Genomic DNA, 17,080 nt, shown 5'->3' with positions numbered 1-17,080 from the left:
TAGGGTAAAGCTATGCGAAAAACATTAGTATCTAGCGTAACGCGCATTGCGGCCGCGGCGCTCGCGGTGGCGTGCTGCGTGGGCTTTGCCGGCTGCGGTTCCGGATCTTCTTCCGATTCTTCCTCCGACTCCTCCTCGTCCTCCGCTTCGTCCACGAAAATGAACCAGATCGCCGGCATTACGGCCACGGGCGAGCTCGGCAAGAAGCCGACGATCCATATGAAGACGCCAATGACGGTGGAAAACAACAGCTACGCCATATTGCAGAAGGGCAACGGCGCCACCATCGAAGACGGCAACCGCGTGTGCGCGCAAGGCATCGCGATCAACGCCAAAGACGGCACGGAACTCATGAACACGTGGGAAAAGAACACGCCCGACTGCTCCATCGTGGTCAGCTCCAACTCTTCCGTGATGCGCCCCGACTACTACCAGATCATGCACAACGCGAAAATCAACACGACCATCGCGTTCGGTGTGAACGACCAGTCCTCCTCGGGCGTGTCCTACGTCATGGTGCTCACGCTCGTCTCCCAGTCCAAGGACTTGAACCAGGCCGAAGGCACGAAGGTGGAGAACATTCCGTCCGATCTGCCGAAGGTGACGGTGGCCAAGAACGGCAAGCCGTCCATTGATATGAACGGCTACAAGGGTTCCGACAAGCTTGTGGTCCAGCCGCTGATCAAGGGCGACGGCGCCAAGCTCACGAGCACGGACACGGCCGTCGTCAAGTACACGGGCTGGCTGCTCGACGGCAAGCAGTTCGACTCTTCGTGGGACAAGAACACGACCTTCGACGCGAACCTGTCGGGCGGCGTCATCAAGGGTTGGACCGAAGGCCTGACGGGCCAGACGGTCGGATCCCAGGTGCTGCTCGTCATTCCGCCGGATCTCGGCTACGGCAGTACTGCGCAGGGATCCATCCCGGCCAACTCCACGCTCGTGTTCGTCGTGGATATTTTGGCGAAGTACTAAACCGCCGGAATTGCTGGGACTTCTCCGCGTCCCAGCCGTACAGATGAACGGGCGGCCCCGCTAAAACAGACGCAGGTCGTCCGTTTCCGCGCCGCGCATTTCGTCATAATCCAGCAGCAGGCATGAGAATCCGCGCTCGGTGGCAAGCGTGCGGGCCTGCGGCGTGATCGTTTGCGCGGCGAACATGCCCCTCACGGGCGCCAACAGCGGATCCTTGTTGAGCAGCTTGACGTAACGCGTCAGCTGCTCAACACCATCAATGCCGCCGTGACGCTTGATCTCAATGGCCACATGCTGGCCTTCGCCGTCAATCGCCATAATGTCGACGGGACCGACGGGAGTCGGATATTCGCGGCGCACCAAAGTCGCGCCCTTGCCAATGCGCTCGATCTGTTCGGCCAAATACCGCTGCAAATGGTCTTCCACACCCTCTTTGTGCAGGCCCGGATCCTCGCCCAAATCGTACGTTTCATCAGAGTAGATGTGGCGCAACGACACTTCCAAAATATCGGTGGATTTTGTGGCGCTCACACGGATCACTTTCTCGTTCTCGCCGTCTTCGGGAGTGATGTCGCTGATCGTGCACGGCGACACCATCCAATTGAGCGGCTTGTAGGAGCCAAGTTCCGAGAAAATGAGCAGACTGTTGTCCGCTTTGATCAGAAGCACACGTTTGGCGAGCGGCAGGGACGCCTGCAGTCGACCGGAATATTCAGCTGAGCAATCTGCCACAATAATTCGCATAGTGACCCACCGTATCATGTGCGCCGTAGGTCGAGCGGCCGGGGCGTCTCTTCCCCGCTTTCTATCCGCTTTCTCCCACTCTCCGCACTTCTGTCCACATTTTCACGGTACCGCCCGCACTTACTTCTGCATTTTGAGACACGAAACCCGGCGTGTCTGTCGCAAAATGCAGAAGATGATGCGGATTTGGGGCTGATAATCTCGTTTTCGGCTTCCCCTTCTGCATTTTGAGACGTGAAACCCGGCGTGTCTGTCGCAAAATGCAGAAGATAGATGGAATCTTGTATCGCCGTACCGTCTGCGATACGGAAAGTCGGCGAACTAGAGCGAAAGAGAAATAAAAAAAGGCGGCTCCGTGAGGAACCGCCTTTATGTGTTGATCAATGATCAGCTACTGACGCGAATCAGATGATGTCCACGTCGCGTTGAACATTCTCGAGGGAACGAGCCTGCTCGACCACGACGGTGAGCTTGTTCGAATCAAAGGAAATGAAACCGTCGGTCACTTCGAAGGAAAGCTTGCCGCCTTCAGGCTTGGTAACGATAACGGTTCCTTCCTTGATGACCGTCAGCACTGGCTCATGGTCAGGCAGAATGCCCATACCACCCGCGTAGGCCGGAACGGTGACGCTTTTCGCCTCGCCCTTCCACACCGGACGCGTTGCGGACACGATGTTCACTTCCATTGCTGCGCTCATCACTCACCAAATTCCTTCTGCATGTCGTGCCACTTGCGCTCGAGGTCTTCGATGCCGCCGATGCCCGAGAATGCCTGCTCCGGAACGTTGTCGTAGACGCCATCGCAAATGCGAGTGAACGCTTCGATCGTTTCTTCAGCCGGCACGTAGGAGCCTTCCACGCCCGTGAACTTCTGCGCGACGTAGAAGTTCTGGCCGAGGAACTGCTCGATCTTACGGGCGCGGTTCACGGTGGTCTTGTCCTCTTCGCCGAGTTCGTCGATGCCGATCAGGGCGATGATGTCCTGCAGCTCCTTGTTGCGCTGCAGAATGGCCTTGACGCGGTTGGCGCACTCGTAGTGGGCCTGGCCGACGTAACGCGGATCGAGGATTCGAGACGTGGAGCTCAGCGGATCCACTGCCGGGTAAATACCCTTCGAGGCAATGTCACGCGAAAGCTCGGTCGTGGCGTCCAAGTGGGCGAAGGTCGTGGCAGGGGCCGGATCGGTGTAATCGTCAGCAGGCACGTAAATGGCCTGCAGCGAGGTGATCGAGTGGCCACGCGTCGACGTAATACGTTCCTGCAGGGAGCCCATTTCATCAGCCAAGTTCGGCTGGTAACCCACTGCGGAAGGCATACGGCCGAGCAGTGTGGAGACCTCGGAACCTGCCTGCGTGAAGCGGAAGATGTTGTCGATGAACAGCAACACGTCCTGGTTCTGCACGTCGCGGAAGTACTCTGCCATGGTCAGAGCCGTCAGCGGCACACGAAGACGCGTACCCGGCTGCTCATCCATCTGGCCGAAGACCAGTGCGGTCTTCTCGAGCACGCCTGCCTCGGCCATTTCGCCGATCAGATCGTTACCCTCACGAGTACGCTCGCCAACGCCAGCGAACACGGACACACCGCCGTGGTTCTGGGCCACACGCTGGATCATTTCCTGGATCAGAACGGTCTTGCCGACGCCTGCGCCGCCGAACAGACCGATCTTGCCGCCCTGCACGTACGGGGTCAGAAGGTCGATGACCTTGATGCCCGTTTCGAACATCTGGGTCTTGGACTCCAGCTGGTCGAATGCCGGCGGGTTGCGGTGGATGGGCCAACGTTCCTTGATGACGATCTTCTCGTCCGGCTTCTTGTTGAGGATGTGGCCGGACACGTCGAACACGTGTCCCTTCGTCACATCGCCAACCGGCACGGTGATCGGGCCGCCGGTGTCGTGGACTTCGGCGTTACGGACCAGGCCGTCGGTGGACTTCAGGGCCACGCAACGAGCGGTCGAATCGCCGAGGTGCTGCTCGACTTCCAGCGTAATAACGGTCTTCTTGGCTTCGCCCTCCTCCTGGGAGCCAGTCGGGGCGATTTCCACGGTCAAAGCGTTATAGATGTCCGGCATGTGGCCAACGGGGAATTCAACGTCGATAACCGAACCCTGAATTCGCGTCACGTGGCCAACAATAGGCTCCGCTGCCGTGGTGGAAGCCGCTTGGGCTTTAGTATCAGCCATTTCGCGTTTCCTACTCTTCCTGATTGTTCAATGCATCGGCACTGCCGATGATTTCGGTAAGTTCCTGGGTAATTGCGGCCTGACGGGAGGCGTTGAGCTTCCTGGTCAAATCATTGATCAGGCTGCGAGCGTTGTCCGTCGCCGTATGCATGGCGTTCTGGCGGCTGGCCACTTCAGAAGCGGCGGCCTCCATAAGGCACTCATGGATACGGGCACGTACGTACTTCGGCAGAATCGCGTCAAGCACCTCTTCCAAGCTCGGCTCGAATGCGTACAGCGGGTGCGTCTCGTTGGAAGCGCCCTGGCCCATCGGCGCCGCCTTGGGCGTCTCCGGTCCAATGATCTCCACAGGAAGCATGCGCAGCACACGAACCTTCTGCACCACCATGTTGATGAACTCGGTGTAGACGATGTAGAGTTCGGAAACTCCACCCTTGTCAGCCGGCTTCATATAGGCGTTCAGCAGCGCGCTAGAAATGGCGTCAGCGACTTCGACGCTAGGCCTATCGGTATCACCTTCCCACGTTTGCGCGAGATTGCGTCCACGGTACTTGTAATACGTCACGCCACGGCGGCCGTACACGAACAACTCAGGCTTCTTGCCTTCCTTGTCGAGGCGGCTCAGCAGAGCCTCGGTTTCGTGAATAATCGACGAAGTATAAGCACCGGCCATACCTCGATCCGCCGTCAGGGAGAGGACGGCGACACGATGGTTGTCGTCCTTCTTCTCGGCGATCGGATGCGAGATATGCGTGTGGGATACCAATGTCTGGACGGCATCGAAAATCGCATCAGTGTAAGGCTTCGCGTCCTGCGCAAGTTCACGGGCCTGTGCAATATGCGAAGCTGCGATCATCTCCTGGGCGTTGAAGATCTTCTCCAACGAACCTGTGGAGGCGATTCTGCTCTTTAATGCGAGTTGCGATCCCATAGGTTACTTCTTTTCTGCGCGAATCTGTTCCTGCGTAACAGGGGTTTGCGTTTCCTTGACGTCCTCATGCGAAACGAGCGGCTTGCCAGCCTTCGTCACGTAGGTCTCACGGAACGCGTCCACAGCCTTATCCAGGGCAGCTTCTGTTTCTGCGGTGAAGTCGCCGGTCTCACGAATCGTCTTGAGTACGTCGGTGTTGTGGTCCAGGTAGTCCGTCATGCCCTTGGCAAACGGAAGCACGTCGGCGATCTCGAGATCGTCGAGCTTGCCGTGGGTACCTGCCCACACCATCACCACTTCTTCTTCCATGGCGTACGGCGAGTACTGCGGCTGGCGCAGCAGCTCGGTCAAACGAGCGCCACGGTTCAGCTGAGCCTTCGAAGCCGCATCCAGATCGGAAGCGAACATAGCGAACGATTCCAGCGAACGGTACTGTGCCAGCGAAATCTTCAGCGTACCCGAAACCTTCTTCAACGCCTTGGTCTGAGCGGCGCCACCGACTCGGGACACGGAAATACCGACGTCCACAGCCGGGCGCTGACCAGCGTTGAACAGATCGGACTGCAGGAAGATCTGACCGTCCGTGATGGAAATCACGTTGGTCGGAATGTATGCAGACACGTCGTTCGCCTTCGTCTCGACGATCGGCAGACCGGTCATCGAGCCGCCGCCCAAATCATCGGAAACGCGGGCGCAGCGTTCCAGCAGGCGGGAGTGCAAGTAGAAAATATCGCCCGGGTAAGCTTCACGTCCCGGCGGGCGACGCAGCAGCAGGGAGATTGAGCGGTACGCTTCAGCCTGCTTGGACAGATCGTCGAACACGATGAGCACGTGCTTGCCGTTGTACATCCAGTGCTGGCCGATGGCCGAGCCCGTGTACGGGGCAATGTACTTGAAGCCTGCGGAATCGGAAGCCGGGGAAGCCACGATGGTCGTGTACTCCATGGCGCCCGCGTCCTCAAGGCTCTGCTTCACCGAAGCGATGGTCGAACCCTTCTGGCCCACGGCGACGTAGATGCAGCGCACCTGCTTGTCGGGGTCACCGGATTCCCAGTTCCTCTTCTGGTTGATGATCGTGTCGATTGCGATAGCCGTCTTACCGGTCTGGCGGTCGCCAATGATCAGCTGGCGCTGACCACGGCCGATAGGCGTCATAGCGTCCACGGCGACAAGGCCGGTTTCCATCGGCTGGTCGACCGGGTGACGGTGCATCACGTCCGGGGCCTGCGCCTCAAGAATACGGCGGCCTTCGCTCTTGATTTCTCCAAGGCCATCGATCGGGTTGCCCAACGGATCGACTACACGACCCAGGAACCCATCGCCGACAGGTACGGAGAGCACTTCGCCGGTGCGACGGACCTCCTGGCCTTCCTCAATACCGGTGAAATCGCCGAGGATAACCACGCCGATCTCGCGAGCATCAAGGTTAAAGGCCAGGCCGAGCGTGCCGTCTTCAAACGTCAACAGCTCGTTGGCCATGCAACCAGGCAGTCCAGTCACGTGCGCAATGCCATCGCCGGCGGTTGACACGTAGCCAACCTCGGCCGTCGGCGTCTTCGACGGTTCATACGAACCCACGAAGTCGTCAAGCGCCTTGCGTATCGCGGCGGGATCAATGGTAAGTTCTGCCATGATCACTCCTTATTGTTTGTTGTAAATTCAGTCAAGTCTTCGAGTCGGATTCAGATACGAGCTCCGGCCTTCGCCTTGCGTTGAAGGTTTTCCAGCTGGGCCACGACGGTGTTGTCCGTCACTTCGTCGCCGACTTGCACGCGCATGCCACCCAACACGGTTGGATCAACCACGGAATTAATGTGTACCGGGCGGCCGACCTTCTTGGAATAGATCTTGATCAGATCATCGATCTGCTTCTGCGTCAACGGGGTTGCCGTGGTCACCACTACCAGCGCTTCGCCCATGTGGCGAGAGAACTTGCCAATGAGCCACTGGATGGTTTCCAGGTAACGGCGACGGCGCGGATTCGCAGCGCAATGCTCAGCGAGTCGAATCGTTACCGGATGGAAGCCCATCGGGTCGATTACCGCATGGATCAAATCCAAACGTGCAGCAACTGGTGCCGCCTCTTGGGAGAGGCGGGATCGAACGACGGGAAGGTTGAGCAACGCAGACTGCAGCTGCGCGAGCTCAATGGATACCTGAAGCGTGGTCTTGTCCGCATCCGCTTTGTACATCATGGCATCCACGCCGAAATCTTCCACGGCGTTGTTGATGTCACGTGCACGGCTCCATTCGCGAGAGACCAGGTCTTCCATGATCTGCATCGTCAGGGGCATCACTTTGTTGCCCAAAATCGTATGCAGCAGGGTGACCTTGTCTTGCGTTGGACGACCGGGATCGGTTAGTGCTCGGTACAGGCGCGGGTTGGCGTCGAGCGTGCTCGTAATAGCGAACATCTCGTTGCCAAGCTTCCATGCGTCATCCTTCAGGGCCGCGATACGCGACGCCATGGCATCACGCGATGTGCGGTCCGCAATGCATGAGGCTTCTCCTCGCAACGTTCACCTCCCTTCCTTCTTAAGGGTTCGAATTACTTGTTCTGCTTGTCCAGATCGGCGATCATCTTGTCGATCATGTCCGACTGAACATTCTTGTTTTCGAGTTCCGAGCCCAGAATCTTGCCTGCGAGCTGGGTGGCGATATCGCCGACCTGTCCCTTCAGGCTTACCATCGCCTTCTGCTGCATCGATTCAATCGAACGTTCAGCATTGGCCGTGATCTGAGCAGCATCGGATTCAGCGCGCGCACGGGCGTCGGAGATGATGTGCGAGGCTTCAGCACGAGCGTCGTCACGGATCTTCGAAGCTTCCACGCGGGCCGTGCCGAGCTGAGCCTCATACTTGTTCTTTGCCTCGTCGGCTTCTTTCTGAGCCTGTTCAGCCTTGGCGATGCCACCTTGAATCTTGGCAGCGCGCTCATCGAAAATGGCCTGGAACTTTGGCAGGAAGAACTTGTAGAAGAACACGGCGACGATGATCAAAATGACCAGCGTCCAGATGATGTCATACGACTTCGGCAGGAATAGTGAAACTCCGTCTTCGGCAAGTGTGACCATGTGCTCTCCTCCTTTCATGTTCTAGTGATCTTCCGGTTTGTTCCAGCGCAGGTCAGCTGAAGATGAAGGCTGCCACGAAGCCGAGCAGTGCCAGCACCTCGACGAATGCGAGGCCGAGGAACATCAGGGTCTGCAGACGACCGCCGAGTTCGGGCTGACGAGCGGTGGCTTCAATCGTCTTACCGATCAGGTAGCCCAGACCGATGCCAGGTCCGATAGCGGCGAGACCGTAGCCAACGACGTTCAAGTTGCCGGCAACCTCAGCGAGGGTAACGATATCCATGGTTGTTTCCTTTCTGGTTATTGCTTGGGTAAGCAACAAAATCTTAAAATCTGTGTTCCCCGGAACCTCAGTCGATTTCCGGATAGCTCATGTTGATGTACGCGGTGGTCAAGATGGCGAAGATGTACGCCTGCAGGCAGGCGACCAGCATCTCGAACAGGTACATGAACGCGCCGGCGGCGAAGGTGATGACGCCGAACGGCATCATGGCCTTGTTCGCCACTTCGAACAGGAAGAACTGCGTGGCCGAAAGGCACAGCGCGAGAATAAGGTGGCCCGAAACCATGTTGGCGAACAAACGGATCGTCAGCGAGAACGGACGAATGATGAGCAGCTCAAGCAGCTGGATCGGAGCCAACAGGATGTATACCGGAACCGGGACGCCCTTCGGGAACATTTCATCGCGCAGGAAGTGGCCGAGGCCCTTCTCGCGGATGCCGGCGATCCAGTATTGCACGAAGCACCACATGGCGAACACGAGCGGCAACGTGATCGTGGCGCTGGCCGCGATGTTGAAGCCCGGGACTTCGCCACACAGGTTGAAGACGAGCATGCAGGCGAATACGGTAACCACCATCGGCACGTAACGCTTGCCACGAACTTCGCCCATGACCTGGTACACGATGTTCTTCTCGGTGAATTCCACGAACCATTCCACGGCGCCCTGCCAACGACCCGGGATCAGCTTGGCGCGAGCGGCGGTAATGCCGAGCACGAGCAGCATGATGATCGTGGCGAGAATACGCACAAAGATAATGCGGTTGATGGCGAATGGAGTGCCTTGGAACAAGATTTCCGGAGGCAGAAAGTCATCGATGCTCGGCATTTCCATCGATGCCTCTGCAAGCGTGGTTACGCCCGAGCTGAATACATCAATCATTCAAACCCCCTGGTCTTTCTTCCGTCAGCTATTAAGTGTAGCCCCAGCGAACACCCGAATTGTAACTGTTCGTGTCTTACGCTGAGTGTTTTCCGTCCCACAATTGGCTGCCGTTGCCAAATTGGAGACTATCGAAGAGCTGTACAGGATTATGGGCCGCACAAGGGACAGCCATCGGCAATGTGCTGTACAGCGTTCGTTCAATTTTCTGGGCCGACACGGCTTCACGCTGGGAAGCCTGCGCAATTACACGCATGTGGTCATGTTGCGCATCAAACACATTCGCCATTGTTCTCTCCATGCCGGCATTCAATGCCGCGTGCGGGCTGCCGGGCGGGTTGCAAAGCTGCAAGACGGGCCGCAAACGGGCATGCGCATTGAGTCGTCAACTCATCCGCGGACGCTGTATTGCTACAACGTTTCCGCAAACTGCAATTCGTAGGTCTACACCAAAATCTAGACCTTTAGGCACGTGGAACGATCAGTCCGTAGCCGTCGTTCATAAACGGCTGAAAATCGTCATATCTTGGCGACTCAGCCGCGTGTCGAACTGTTCGATCGGTGCCCAATTGTTTAGTTTCTCGCAATTGCGGGATCTCTTGAACATTGTATGGCGTGGTCTGGTACACCCAGTTCAACCAGTTGCGCCACAACAGGTTTGCGTGAGCGCGCCAAGCGAACAACGGCGTGATGGCCGGATCATCATTCGGGTAATAGTTCTTCGGGAACGGCACGTTGTCCAATCCTTTGGCCATGTCGCGCTCGTATTCCTGGGCGAGCGTGAATTTGCCGTATTCCCAGTGTCCCAAGGCAAATACTTCGCTGAAATCCTTGGTCGCCACAAGCCCCGGCCCCGATTCCGGCCCCCATGTCAGAATCTGCAAATCCTCGTTGGCGCGAATGGCCCTCTCGTCTACTCCCGCAATGCGCGAGTGCGGTTGCAGCGCGATCTCGTCGAAGCCGTTGGTCAGAAAGCAGTATTCGTCTTGCAAGAATTGCGGGAAGACGCCGAAAAGTTTCTCGGGCAACGTGATTTTTTTCACATTGTAACGGTGATACAACGCGCCCATCGCGCCCCAGCACAAATACATTGTCGAAAAGACGTGCGTGGCGGCCCAATCGAGAATCTCGCAGAACTCGTCCCAATAATCGACATCTTCGAACGCCATATGTTCAACTGGCGCTCCCGTGACGATCAGTCCGTCATAATAATTGTCGCGGAACGACTCAAGCGGTTCATAGAACTTGACGAGATGGTCGGCGCTCACATGCGTCGCCTCGTGCGTGTTCAGTTTCATAAAATCGATTTCCGTCTGCAACGGGCTTTTCGAGATGAGCCGGAGCAGTTGCGTTTCCGTTTCGATTTTTTTGGGCATCAGATTGAGCAGGACCAATTTGAGCGGACGGATTTCCTGATGGTCCGCTTCCGTGTTTTCCAGCGCGAAGATGCGCTCTTCGTCGAGAATGGTTCTGGCCGGCAATCCGGCGGGGATCTTGATTGGCATGATCCCCATTATGGCAGTTTCGCGTTGCCCGCTCCCGTACGTCCAGCAATATGAACGGATTTGGATGATTGCACGCGCACGACACGCCGATGGTTGACAATTATTCGACTCAGAGTAAATTAGAGCGAGCTGTTGCAAAACAGCCGACGCGGGGTGGAGCAGCTCGGTAGCTCGCTGGGCTCATAACCCAGAGGTCCATGGTTCAAATCCATGCCCCGCTACTTACAACTGAATAGTTATTGCAAAATCAGTAACTTACAGATTTTGCGGCGACCTTAGCCTAGGAGAAACGCCTGGTCCCTTTCCGAACCCAGAAGCTAAGTCCTAGCACGGCAATGGTACTGCACTCGGTAGGGTGTGGGAGAGTAGCGCGTCGCCGCTTTCATCCTTATGAAAAGCCAACCTTCGGGTTGGCTTTTTGCATAAGTTCCCGTAAAGCTCAACGTATGGGTCCCACTTCATAGGGGCAGCCCGGCGAATAGTCGTACACCGTATCCTCATATTCGTTTTCCACGGCGTCCGCGGGCATATGGACGCTGCGCAACAGCACAATGGCCGCCACAAGCATCACGGCGGCCACTAAAGCGAGCGCCACCGCTCCCCCGCCATCCGTTTCCATAATCAACCCGATGAACGCGCGCATCGCCGCACCTCTTCCTCTATCCATTCCTTATATATATTCCTTATATATGTATGGAACATACGTCGCCACGAATCGACGGTTCCAGTCTGCGCGAGTACACCGCGCGACTCAACATCGAAGCGGACCTGTGCACAACCGGTGGCGAGCGCAAGAAAAATGTGGACAACAGCGTCCATTTTCCACATGCGTCCCATCATGCGGATAACCGGACAACGCACGCACAAACGCCTATTTGTCGGGAGTTTGACCCCCGAAAAATTGAAACTTTCGCAAAATATCAACAATTCACGCACACTATTTTTACGAGCTCCCATACAATGACAGCTATGGTTGAAACACAAAATGAAAATACTTCCGCAGCGATGAACGCCGTGCATGAGGCATCGACGCCAGAATCGAAAACGACTCGTCGCGCCACACGCAAGACCGCACACAAGTCGACGCGCTCGCACGCAACACACACTGCGCATACTGCCGTGACCGAACCCGGGGAGCTGCCCGCACAGCCGATCACGATCCACCAGCCGAACCAGTTCGGCCGTATCAACATCATCAATTTCAAGCCGACCGCCGAGGACGACATCTATCCGGCGCGCGTGGAACTGGGCGAACCGTTCAACGTGTCGGCTGAAGTCTTCATTGAAGGCCGCACGAAGGTGGGCGCCACCGCCGTCCTGAAGACGTCGCGCGGCAAAACCGTCATGTCCGTGCCGATGACCTGCGAGAACGCGGGCCTCGACTTGTGGACGGCCACGCTGCGCGCCGGCGAACATTCCGATCTGGCCCCGTGGGAAGACGGATTCGCCGCCATCAAGCGCCATCTGGGCAACTATTCGGTCATCATCGAGGGTTGGGAAGACACCTACGCTTCCTGGCTGCACGATGCGCGTATCAAGGTCAATGTGAACGACGACGTGGAGAACACGCTCACGTACGGCGCCAAGATGCTCGAACGCTGGGCCGGCACGAAGGACGCGGGCCTGCACGCCGCGGAACGTAAGGAATTGCGCGCCGCCGCCAAGACGATGATGGACACCACGCTGACGCCGGCCTACCGTCTGGCCGCTGCCGACAACGAAATCATCGCCGGCCTGCACGAGACGAACCCGCTGCGCGACGGCCTGACGGCAAGCCGCCCGCACCCGTTCCGCGTGGAGCGTCCGAAGTCGAGCTTCGCCGCCTGGTACCAGTTCTTCCCGCGTTCCGAAGGCGCGTTTGTGGACGAGAACACGGGCAAGATTGTGCAGGGTACGCTCAAGACTTCGGTGTCGGGCCTGCAGCGCGCGGCCGACGAAGGCTTCAACATCGTGTACGTGCCGCCGATCTTCCCGATTGGCGAGACGAACCGCAAGGGCAAGGACAACGCGCTCGTCGCGGGCCCCGACGATCCGGGCTCCCCGTTCGCCATCGGCTCGTCCGAAGGCGGCCACGACACCGTGGATCCGCGTCTCGGCTCCTACGAGGACTTCAAGGAATTCTGCGCCAAGGCGCACGAGCTCGGTCTTGAAGTGGCGCTCGACTTCGCGCTGCAGGTGACGCCCGACCATCCGTGGGTCAAGGAACACCCGACGTGGTTCCGCACGAAGGCCGACGGCACGATCGCGTTCGCCGAGAACCCGCCGAAGAAGTACCAGGACATCTACCCGATCGATTTCAGCGCCGACCTTGAGGGCATCGAGAAGGAAACCGTGCGCCTCATGAACCACTGGATCGAGGCGGGCGTGACGATCTTCCGCGTGGACAACCCGCACACGAAGCCCGTGCGCTTCTGGCAGGACGTCATTGAAATGGTCACGAAGAAGCATCCGGAAACGCTGTTCCTCGCCGAGGCGTTCACGCGTCCGGCCATGGTGCGCGCGTTGAGCTACGCGGGATTCACGCAGTCCCACTGCTACTTCCCGTGGCGCAACACGAAGGAAGAGATCGAGGAGTTCCTCAAGGAAACGAACGGCGAAGGCGGCTTCTACCAGCACAACACGTTCTGGCCCACCACGCCGGACATCCTGACGGCCTACATTCGCGACAACGGTGTGGCCGGCCACGCGATCCGCGCCGTGCTCGCCGCCATGGGCAGCCCGAGCTGGGGCATCTACAACGGCTACGAGCTCATTGAGAACACGCAGCGCGACGGCTTCGAAGAGCAGGCCAACAACGAAAAGTACGAGATCAAGGTGCGCGACTGGAGCAAGGCCGACGAATACGGCATCGGCATTCTGCTCAACTCCTTGAACCGCGTACGTAGCGAGCACCCGGCCACGCACAGCTACCACAACCTCATGGTGCTGGGCACGGACGATCCGAACATCATCGCGTTCGCGCGCCGCACGCCGGCCGCGTTGACGAACTCGGGCAAGGACGATCTGCTTATTGTGGTGGTCAACCTCGACGGCCATAACGAGCACAGCACGCTCGTGCACCTGCCGCTTGAGGAGCTCGGCCTGCCGACCGACAAGCCGTTCACCGTCAAGGACGAGCTCACGGGCCGCCAGTTCGAGTGGAGCTGGGACAACTACGTGTCGCTCGCGCCGTGGGCCGATGTGGCGCACGTGCTTTCGGTGGAACTGTAAAGCGCCCACAGCCCGTTTATGGAATGTCGTAAGCTGAAACGCCCGTGGCATTCCATAACAACGAGTATTGTTGGCTTCGTTGTAAGTCTTTCAATTAAAGGAGACAACTATGGCTGAAACGTTTAACGTTGTTGTGGAAATTCCACGCGGCTCCAAGAACAAGTACGAAGTGGACCAGGCTTCCGGCCGCGTCTTCCTCGACCGTACGCTGTTCACGTCCATGGGCTACCCGGACGACTACGGCTACATCGACGGCACGCTGGGCGAAGACGGCGATCCGCTTGACGCTCTCGTCATGATCCCGAACTCCGTGTTCCCGGGCTGCATCATCGAGTGCCGCGCTGTTGGCCTGTACCACATGGTCGACGAAGAGGGCGGCGACGACAAGGTGCTGTGCGTGCCGGCCGACGTGCGTTTCGACGACATCAAGGACATTTCCGACGTGTCTTCCTACCACAAGGACGAAATCAAGCACTTCTTCGAGCAGTACAAGGCTCTGGAGCCGGGCAAGGAAGTCATGCCGGGCGACTACTGGGCAGACGCCGCTACCGCCAACAAGGAAATTGAAGAGGCTCACGAACGCCTCGCCAAGTCCCTCAAGGCCGAGGAAAAGAGGGATGAGACGCTCGACATGTGAGCCTCTCGCCCGCATCGCGTGATCGAGTGATCAATTGATTACCTGATCGCCCGGTTGCTCGATGCAACGCGTCCTGTACGCATCCTTTATATAAAAAGGTCGGATCCGCAAGGGTCCGACCTTTTTATATACGTTTATATATCTATATATTCGAGACTTAGCACAGCGCGTTGGCAAGCGCCGCAACGCCCACGGCGGCTCCCGTGAGCATGACGGGCATAAGTCCCAGGCCCAGCCACGGCGAGTGCGCGCCCGCATACGGCTCAAGGTCGCGATTCCAGCGCCAGGACGCCACGGCGAGAGCCACGGCCACGACCACGATGGCGATAATGCCGACAAGCCATGCGACGTGCAGTTCGTGCGATCCGTCGGCGCGCGCGATCGTGGCGCCGTCGAACATGGCGGGCAGGTAGCACCAGCCGGCGGCCGCGATGGAGCATACGCCGCTCAACACATTGGCGGACAGGTGCTCGATGAGGTCCGTGCGGTGTTCGCGTGCCATTTGGCTGATGAAGCCGGCCATGATCAGGCACACGAGCAGGCAGCCGGCGCCCATGAGCCACGCTTGCGGCATGACGTATTGGACTTCCTTGCCGTCGCTCATGCGCGTGGATTCCACGCCGTGGAATACGAAGGAGCCGAATACGGTGGTGGTGACCACGATCATCGACAGCAGTCCGCACACGAGCGCGATGACGCGTCCGGAAATGCTGGAATTGAACGGGTCGAAGAATGCGAGCAGCAGCATCATGACCACGACGACCGTGGTGGTCAGCGAGAAGGTCCATTCGCCTGGCGCCACACTGTGGGCGCCGGAGATGAGGGCGAGTACTGCGAGCAGCACGTAGGCGACGATTTGCACGGCGAACGACCAGCCCCATGGCCGTGCGTCAATGACATGGGCGTTCGCGTCGCCCGCGCTTGGTGTCGCTGCTGTTGCGTTCTTGGGTTGCTCCATGCTCGTCCTTCATGTAAGAGGTGTGGCGCACTTGCTTGTTGTACGCATATAACCGTTGTTCCAATGTAGTCGTTGCCGCCCACAAATGCCCATATTCTATGTTTTTTGTGGTGCCGATTGGAGGCTTACCATTAGACTTTAGAAAAATGCGTTTTACGGAAGGGCTATTGTGACGGATCTTACGCTCATGACGTTTTCCAGTGATCCCGCTTCCGTGCTGCCCTCGCTCGCCCTGCTGTCGTACCGGGTGCGTGTGTTGCCGATGGATGCGGCGAGCATGGTGAAGATGCCCGAGCACACGGTGCTGTTTTTGGACGCGCGTGACGATCTTGCGACGGCAAAAACCATTTGCAATCTCATTCAGGCGTCCGGTTTGGCGATTCCGATTGTGCTCGTGTTGACTGAGGGCGGTTTCACTGTGGTCAATACACAGTGGGGAGTCACGGACGTGGTGGTCAATACGGCTTCTCCCGCCGAGGTCGAGTGCCGTATCCGGCTCGCTTCCCAGCGTACGGCCGACGTGTCCCATAGTGACGAGCCGAGCGATGCGGCCGACGTCAACGGCGTGATCCGTTGCGGCGAGCTTGTGGTGGACACGGACGGATATACGGCGTCGCTGCGTTCCGTGCCACTTGATTTGGCGTATAAAGAGTTCGAATTGCTCAAATATTTGGTGCAGCATCCGGGACGCGTGTTCACGCGCGCCCAACTGTTGCAGGAAGTGTGGGGCTACGACTATTACGGCGGTACGCGCACGGTGGATGTGCATGTGCGCCGGTTGCGTGCGAAATTGGGTACCGAATACGACCATTTGATTGGTACGGTGCGCAATGTGGGCTACCGATTCGACCTTCCCGAATCGATGTCCCCGTCCCATTCGACCACCGTTTCGGACGATGGGTCCGATGGCGCCGGCCACTGATCCGTTCCGTTGACAGACCGTATTGACTACAATGCGGCATATGTCTCGTGAATCGAAAGCAGCGCGTGTCGCCCGCATGCACGCCGAGTACGCGCAATTGTGTGAAGAAATTCCCGACCCGCAGTGCGCGCTCAATTTTGAAACGCCATTCCAGTTGCTGGTGGCGACCGTATTGAGCGCCCAGTGCACGGACAAGCGCGTCAATATGGTGACGCCCGACCTGTTCGCCGCCTACCCCACGCCATTCGAGATGAGCCGCGCCCAGGAACTCGACGTACAAAACCTCATCCATTCGCTGGGATTCTTCCGCGCCAAAGCGCGCCACCTCATCAACCTGTCCATGGAACTCGTGTCGCGGTTCAACGGGGAAGTCCCGCGCACAATGGAAGAGCTTGTCACATTACCCGGCGTCGGACGCAAAACGGCGAATGTTGTGCTCGGCAACGCGTTCGACCTGCCTGGATTCCCTGTCGACACGCACGTGATCCGCGTGACAGGACGTTTGCACTGGCGTACGGATTGGGACAATCCCAAGCCCGATCCCGTCCATATTGAGCGCGAGATTACGCAATACTTCCCCCCGAACGAGTGGACAAACCTTTCTCACCGCTTGATTTTGCATGGTCGCGCCCTGTGTACCGCACGCAAGCCGCACTGCGCCGATTGCCCACTCAACACCACGTGCCCGAGTGCCCAATTTTTCCTGTCAGCAGAATGATATGCGACATTTTTTGCGATTTTCCGGCACTTTCCCAGTATTTTCACAGGTTCACATTT

18 protein-coding genes, 1 tRNA gene and 1 rRNA gene are annotated in these 17,080 nt (G+C 58.0%); 7 read left to right on the top strand and 13 right to left on the bottom strand.

The window, feature by feature from the left end:
* Nucleotides 1–12: 12 nt before the first annotated feature.
* Nucleotides 13–975: an FKBP-type peptidyl-prolyl cis-trans isomerase gene (locus tag BMAGN_RS00595; protein ID WP_026502010.1), complete on the top strand. Its 963-nt coding sequence runs from the start codon at nucleotides 13–15 to the stop codon at nucleotides 973–975.
* 60 nt (nucleotides 976–1,035) lie between these two features.
* Here BMAGN_RS00595 and nucS read toward each other — a convergent pair whose 3' ends face one another.
* The 11 genes from nucS to BMAGN_RS00540 all read right to left on the bottom strand — a co-directional run bounded on the left by nucS (nucleotide 1,036) and on the right by BMAGN_RS00540 (nucleotide 10,576).
* Nucleotides 1,036–1,719 (bottom strand): endonuclease NucS, encoded by a 684-nt coding sequence (nucS, locus tag BMAGN_RS00590; RefSeq protein ID WP_022859804.1) that lies wholly within the window; start codon nucleotides 1,717–1,719, stop codon nucleotides 1,036–1,038.
* A gap of 404 nt (nucleotides 1,720–2,123) precedes the next feature.
* Nucleotides 2,124–2,417: a F0F1 ATP synthase subunit epsilon gene (locus BMAGN_RS00585; RefSeq protein WP_022859803.1), complete on the bottom strand. Its 294-nt coding sequence runs from the start codon at nucleotides 2,415–2,417 to the stop codon at nucleotides 2,124–2,126.
* Complete coding sequence (atpD, locus tag BMAGN_RS00580) at nucleotides 2,417–3,904, bottom strand: F0F1 ATP synthase subunit beta (RefSeq protein ID WP_022859802.1); 1,488 nt, start codon at nucleotides 3,902–3,904, stop codon at nucleotides 2,417–2,419. The genes BMAGN_RS00585 and atpD overlap by 1 nt, the downstream gene beginning before the upstream one ends.
* Nucleotides 3,905–3,914: 10 nt before the next feature.
* The gene (locus BMAGN_RS00575) at nucleotides 3,915–4,835 is read right to left on the bottom strand and encodes a F0F1 ATP synthase subunit gamma (protein WP_022859801.1); all 921 of its coding nucleotides are present in this window, start codon (nucleotides 4,833–4,835) and stop codon (nucleotides 3,915–3,917) included.
* 3 nt (nucleotides 4,836–4,838) lie between these two features.
* Nucleotides 4,839–6,467 carry a F0F1 ATP synthase subunit alpha gene (atpA, locus tag BMAGN_RS00570; RefSeq protein WP_022859800.1) on the bottom strand — a complete coding sequence of 543 codons (1,629 nt, stop codon included), beginning with the start codon at nucleotides 6,465–6,467 and terminating at the stop codon, nucleotides 4,839–4,841.
* Between the two features lie 50 nt (nucleotides 6,468–6,517).
* Complete coding sequence (locus BMAGN_RS00565) at nucleotides 6,518–7,351, bottom strand: F0F1 ATP synthase subunit delta (protein ID WP_022859799.1); 834 nt, start codon at nucleotides 7,349–7,351, stop codon at nucleotides 6,518–6,520.
* Nucleotides 7,352–7,383: 32 nt separating this feature from the next.
* Nucleotides 7,384–7,908: a F0F1 ATP synthase subunit B gene (locus tag BMAGN_RS00560; protein WP_022859798.1), complete on the bottom strand. Its 525-nt coding sequence runs from the start codon at nucleotides 7,906–7,908 to the stop codon at nucleotides 7,384–7,386.
* Between the two features lie 52 nt (nucleotides 7,909–7,960).
* Entirely contained in the window at nucleotides 7,961–8,191 is a 231-nt protein-coding gene (atpE, locus tag BMAGN_RS00555) for an ATP synthase F0 subunit C (RefSeq protein ID WP_022859797.1), read from the bottom strand.
* A gap of 67 nt (nucleotides 8,192–8,258) precedes the next feature.
* Nucleotides 8,259–9,071, bottom strand: a complete 813-nt coding sequence (atpB, locus tag BMAGN_RS00550; protein ID WP_022859796.1) for a F0F1 ATP synthase subunit A — start codon at nucleotides 9,069–9,071, stop codon at nucleotides 8,259–8,261.
* A 76-nt stretch (nucleotides 9,072–9,147) separates the two neighbouring features.
* Nucleotides 9,148–9,360, bottom strand: a complete 213-nt coding sequence (locus BMAGN_RS00545) for a hypothetical protein (RefSeq protein ID WP_152593259.1) — start codon at nucleotides 9,358–9,360, stop codon at nucleotides 9,148–9,150.
* A gap of 175 nt (nucleotides 9,361–9,535) precedes the next feature.
* The gene (locus BMAGN_RS00540) at nucleotides 9,536–10,576 is read right to left on the bottom strand and encodes a homoserine O-succinyltransferase (protein ID WP_022859794.1); all 1,041 of its coding nucleotides are present in this window, start codon (nucleotides 10,574–10,576) and stop codon (nucleotides 9,536–9,538) included.
* Between the two features lie 147 nt (nucleotides 10,577–10,723).
* On the opposite strand from BMAGN_RS00540, the gene BMAGN_RS00535 reads away from it, so the two are divergent.
* Both BMAGN_RS00535 and rrf read left to right on the top strand, forming a co-directional pair.
* Nucleotides 10,724–10,797 (top strand) — tRNA-Met (locus BMAGN_RS00535).
* A 44-nt stretch (nucleotides 10,798–10,841) separates the two neighbouring features.
* A 5S ribosomal RNA gene (rrf, locus tag BMAGN_RS00530) occupies nucleotides 10,842–10,958 on the top strand.
* Between the two features lie 57 nt (nucleotides 10,959–11,015).
* Here rrf and BMAGN_RS00525 read toward each other — a convergent pair.
* Nucleotides 11,016–11,243: a hypothetical protein gene (locus BMAGN_RS00525; RefSeq protein ID WP_152593258.1), complete on the bottom strand. Its 228-nt coding sequence runs from the start codon at nucleotides 11,241–11,243 to the stop codon at nucleotides 11,016–11,018.
* Nucleotides 11,244–11,581: 338 nt separating this feature from the next.
* On the opposite strand from BMAGN_RS00525, the gene BMAGN_RS00520 reads away from it, so the two are divergent.
* Nucleotides 11,582–13,786, top strand: a complete 2,205-nt coding sequence (locus tag BMAGN_RS00520) for a maltotransferase domain-containing protein (protein ID WP_022859792.1) — start codon at nucleotides 11,582–11,584, stop codon at nucleotides 13,784–13,786.
* A 109-nt stretch (nucleotides 13,787–13,895) separates the two neighbouring features.
* Nucleotides 13,896–14,423: an inorganic diphosphatase gene (locus BMAGN_RS00515; RefSeq protein ID WP_022859791.1), complete on the top strand. Its 528-nt coding sequence runs from the start codon at nucleotides 13,896–13,898 to the stop codon at nucleotides 14,421–14,423.
* A 157-nt stretch (nucleotides 14,424–14,580) separates the two neighbouring features.
* Here BMAGN_RS00515 and BMAGN_RS00510 read toward each other — a convergent pair whose 3' ends face one another.
* Entirely contained in the window at nucleotides 14,581–15,381 is an 801-nt protein-coding gene (locus tag BMAGN_RS00510; protein WP_022859790.1) for a hypothetical protein, read from the bottom strand.
* Nucleotides 15,382–15,550: 169 nt separating this feature from the next.
* Here BMAGN_RS00510 and BMAGN_RS00505 point away from each other — a divergent pair, with 169 nt between their 5' ends.
* Together BMAGN_RS00505 and nth are read left to right on the top strand one after the other, a co-directional pair.
* Nucleotides 15,551–16,303, top strand: a complete 753-nt coding sequence (locus BMAGN_RS00505; protein ID WP_022859789.1) for a winged helix-turn-helix transcriptional regulator — start codon at nucleotides 15,551–15,553, stop codon at nucleotides 16,301–16,303.
* A gap of 40 nt (nucleotides 16,304–16,343) precedes the next feature.
* Nucleotides 16,344–17,021: an endonuclease III gene (gene nth, locus BMAGN_RS00500; protein ID WP_022859788.1), complete on the top strand. Its 678-nt coding sequence runs from the start codon at nucleotides 16,344–16,346 to the stop codon at nucleotides 17,019–17,021.
* The last annotated feature ends 59 nt before the right edge of the window (nucleotides 17,022–17,080 follow it).

This window comes from Bifidobacterium magnum (assembly GCF_000741255.1).
GTDB lineage: Bacteria > Actinomycetota > Actinomycetes > Actinomycetales > Bifidobacteriaceae > Bifidobacterium > Bifidobacterium magnum.
The sequence above is the reverse complement of the archived record's forward strand: the minus strand, read 5'-3'. Positions and strand labels throughout refer to the sequence as shown.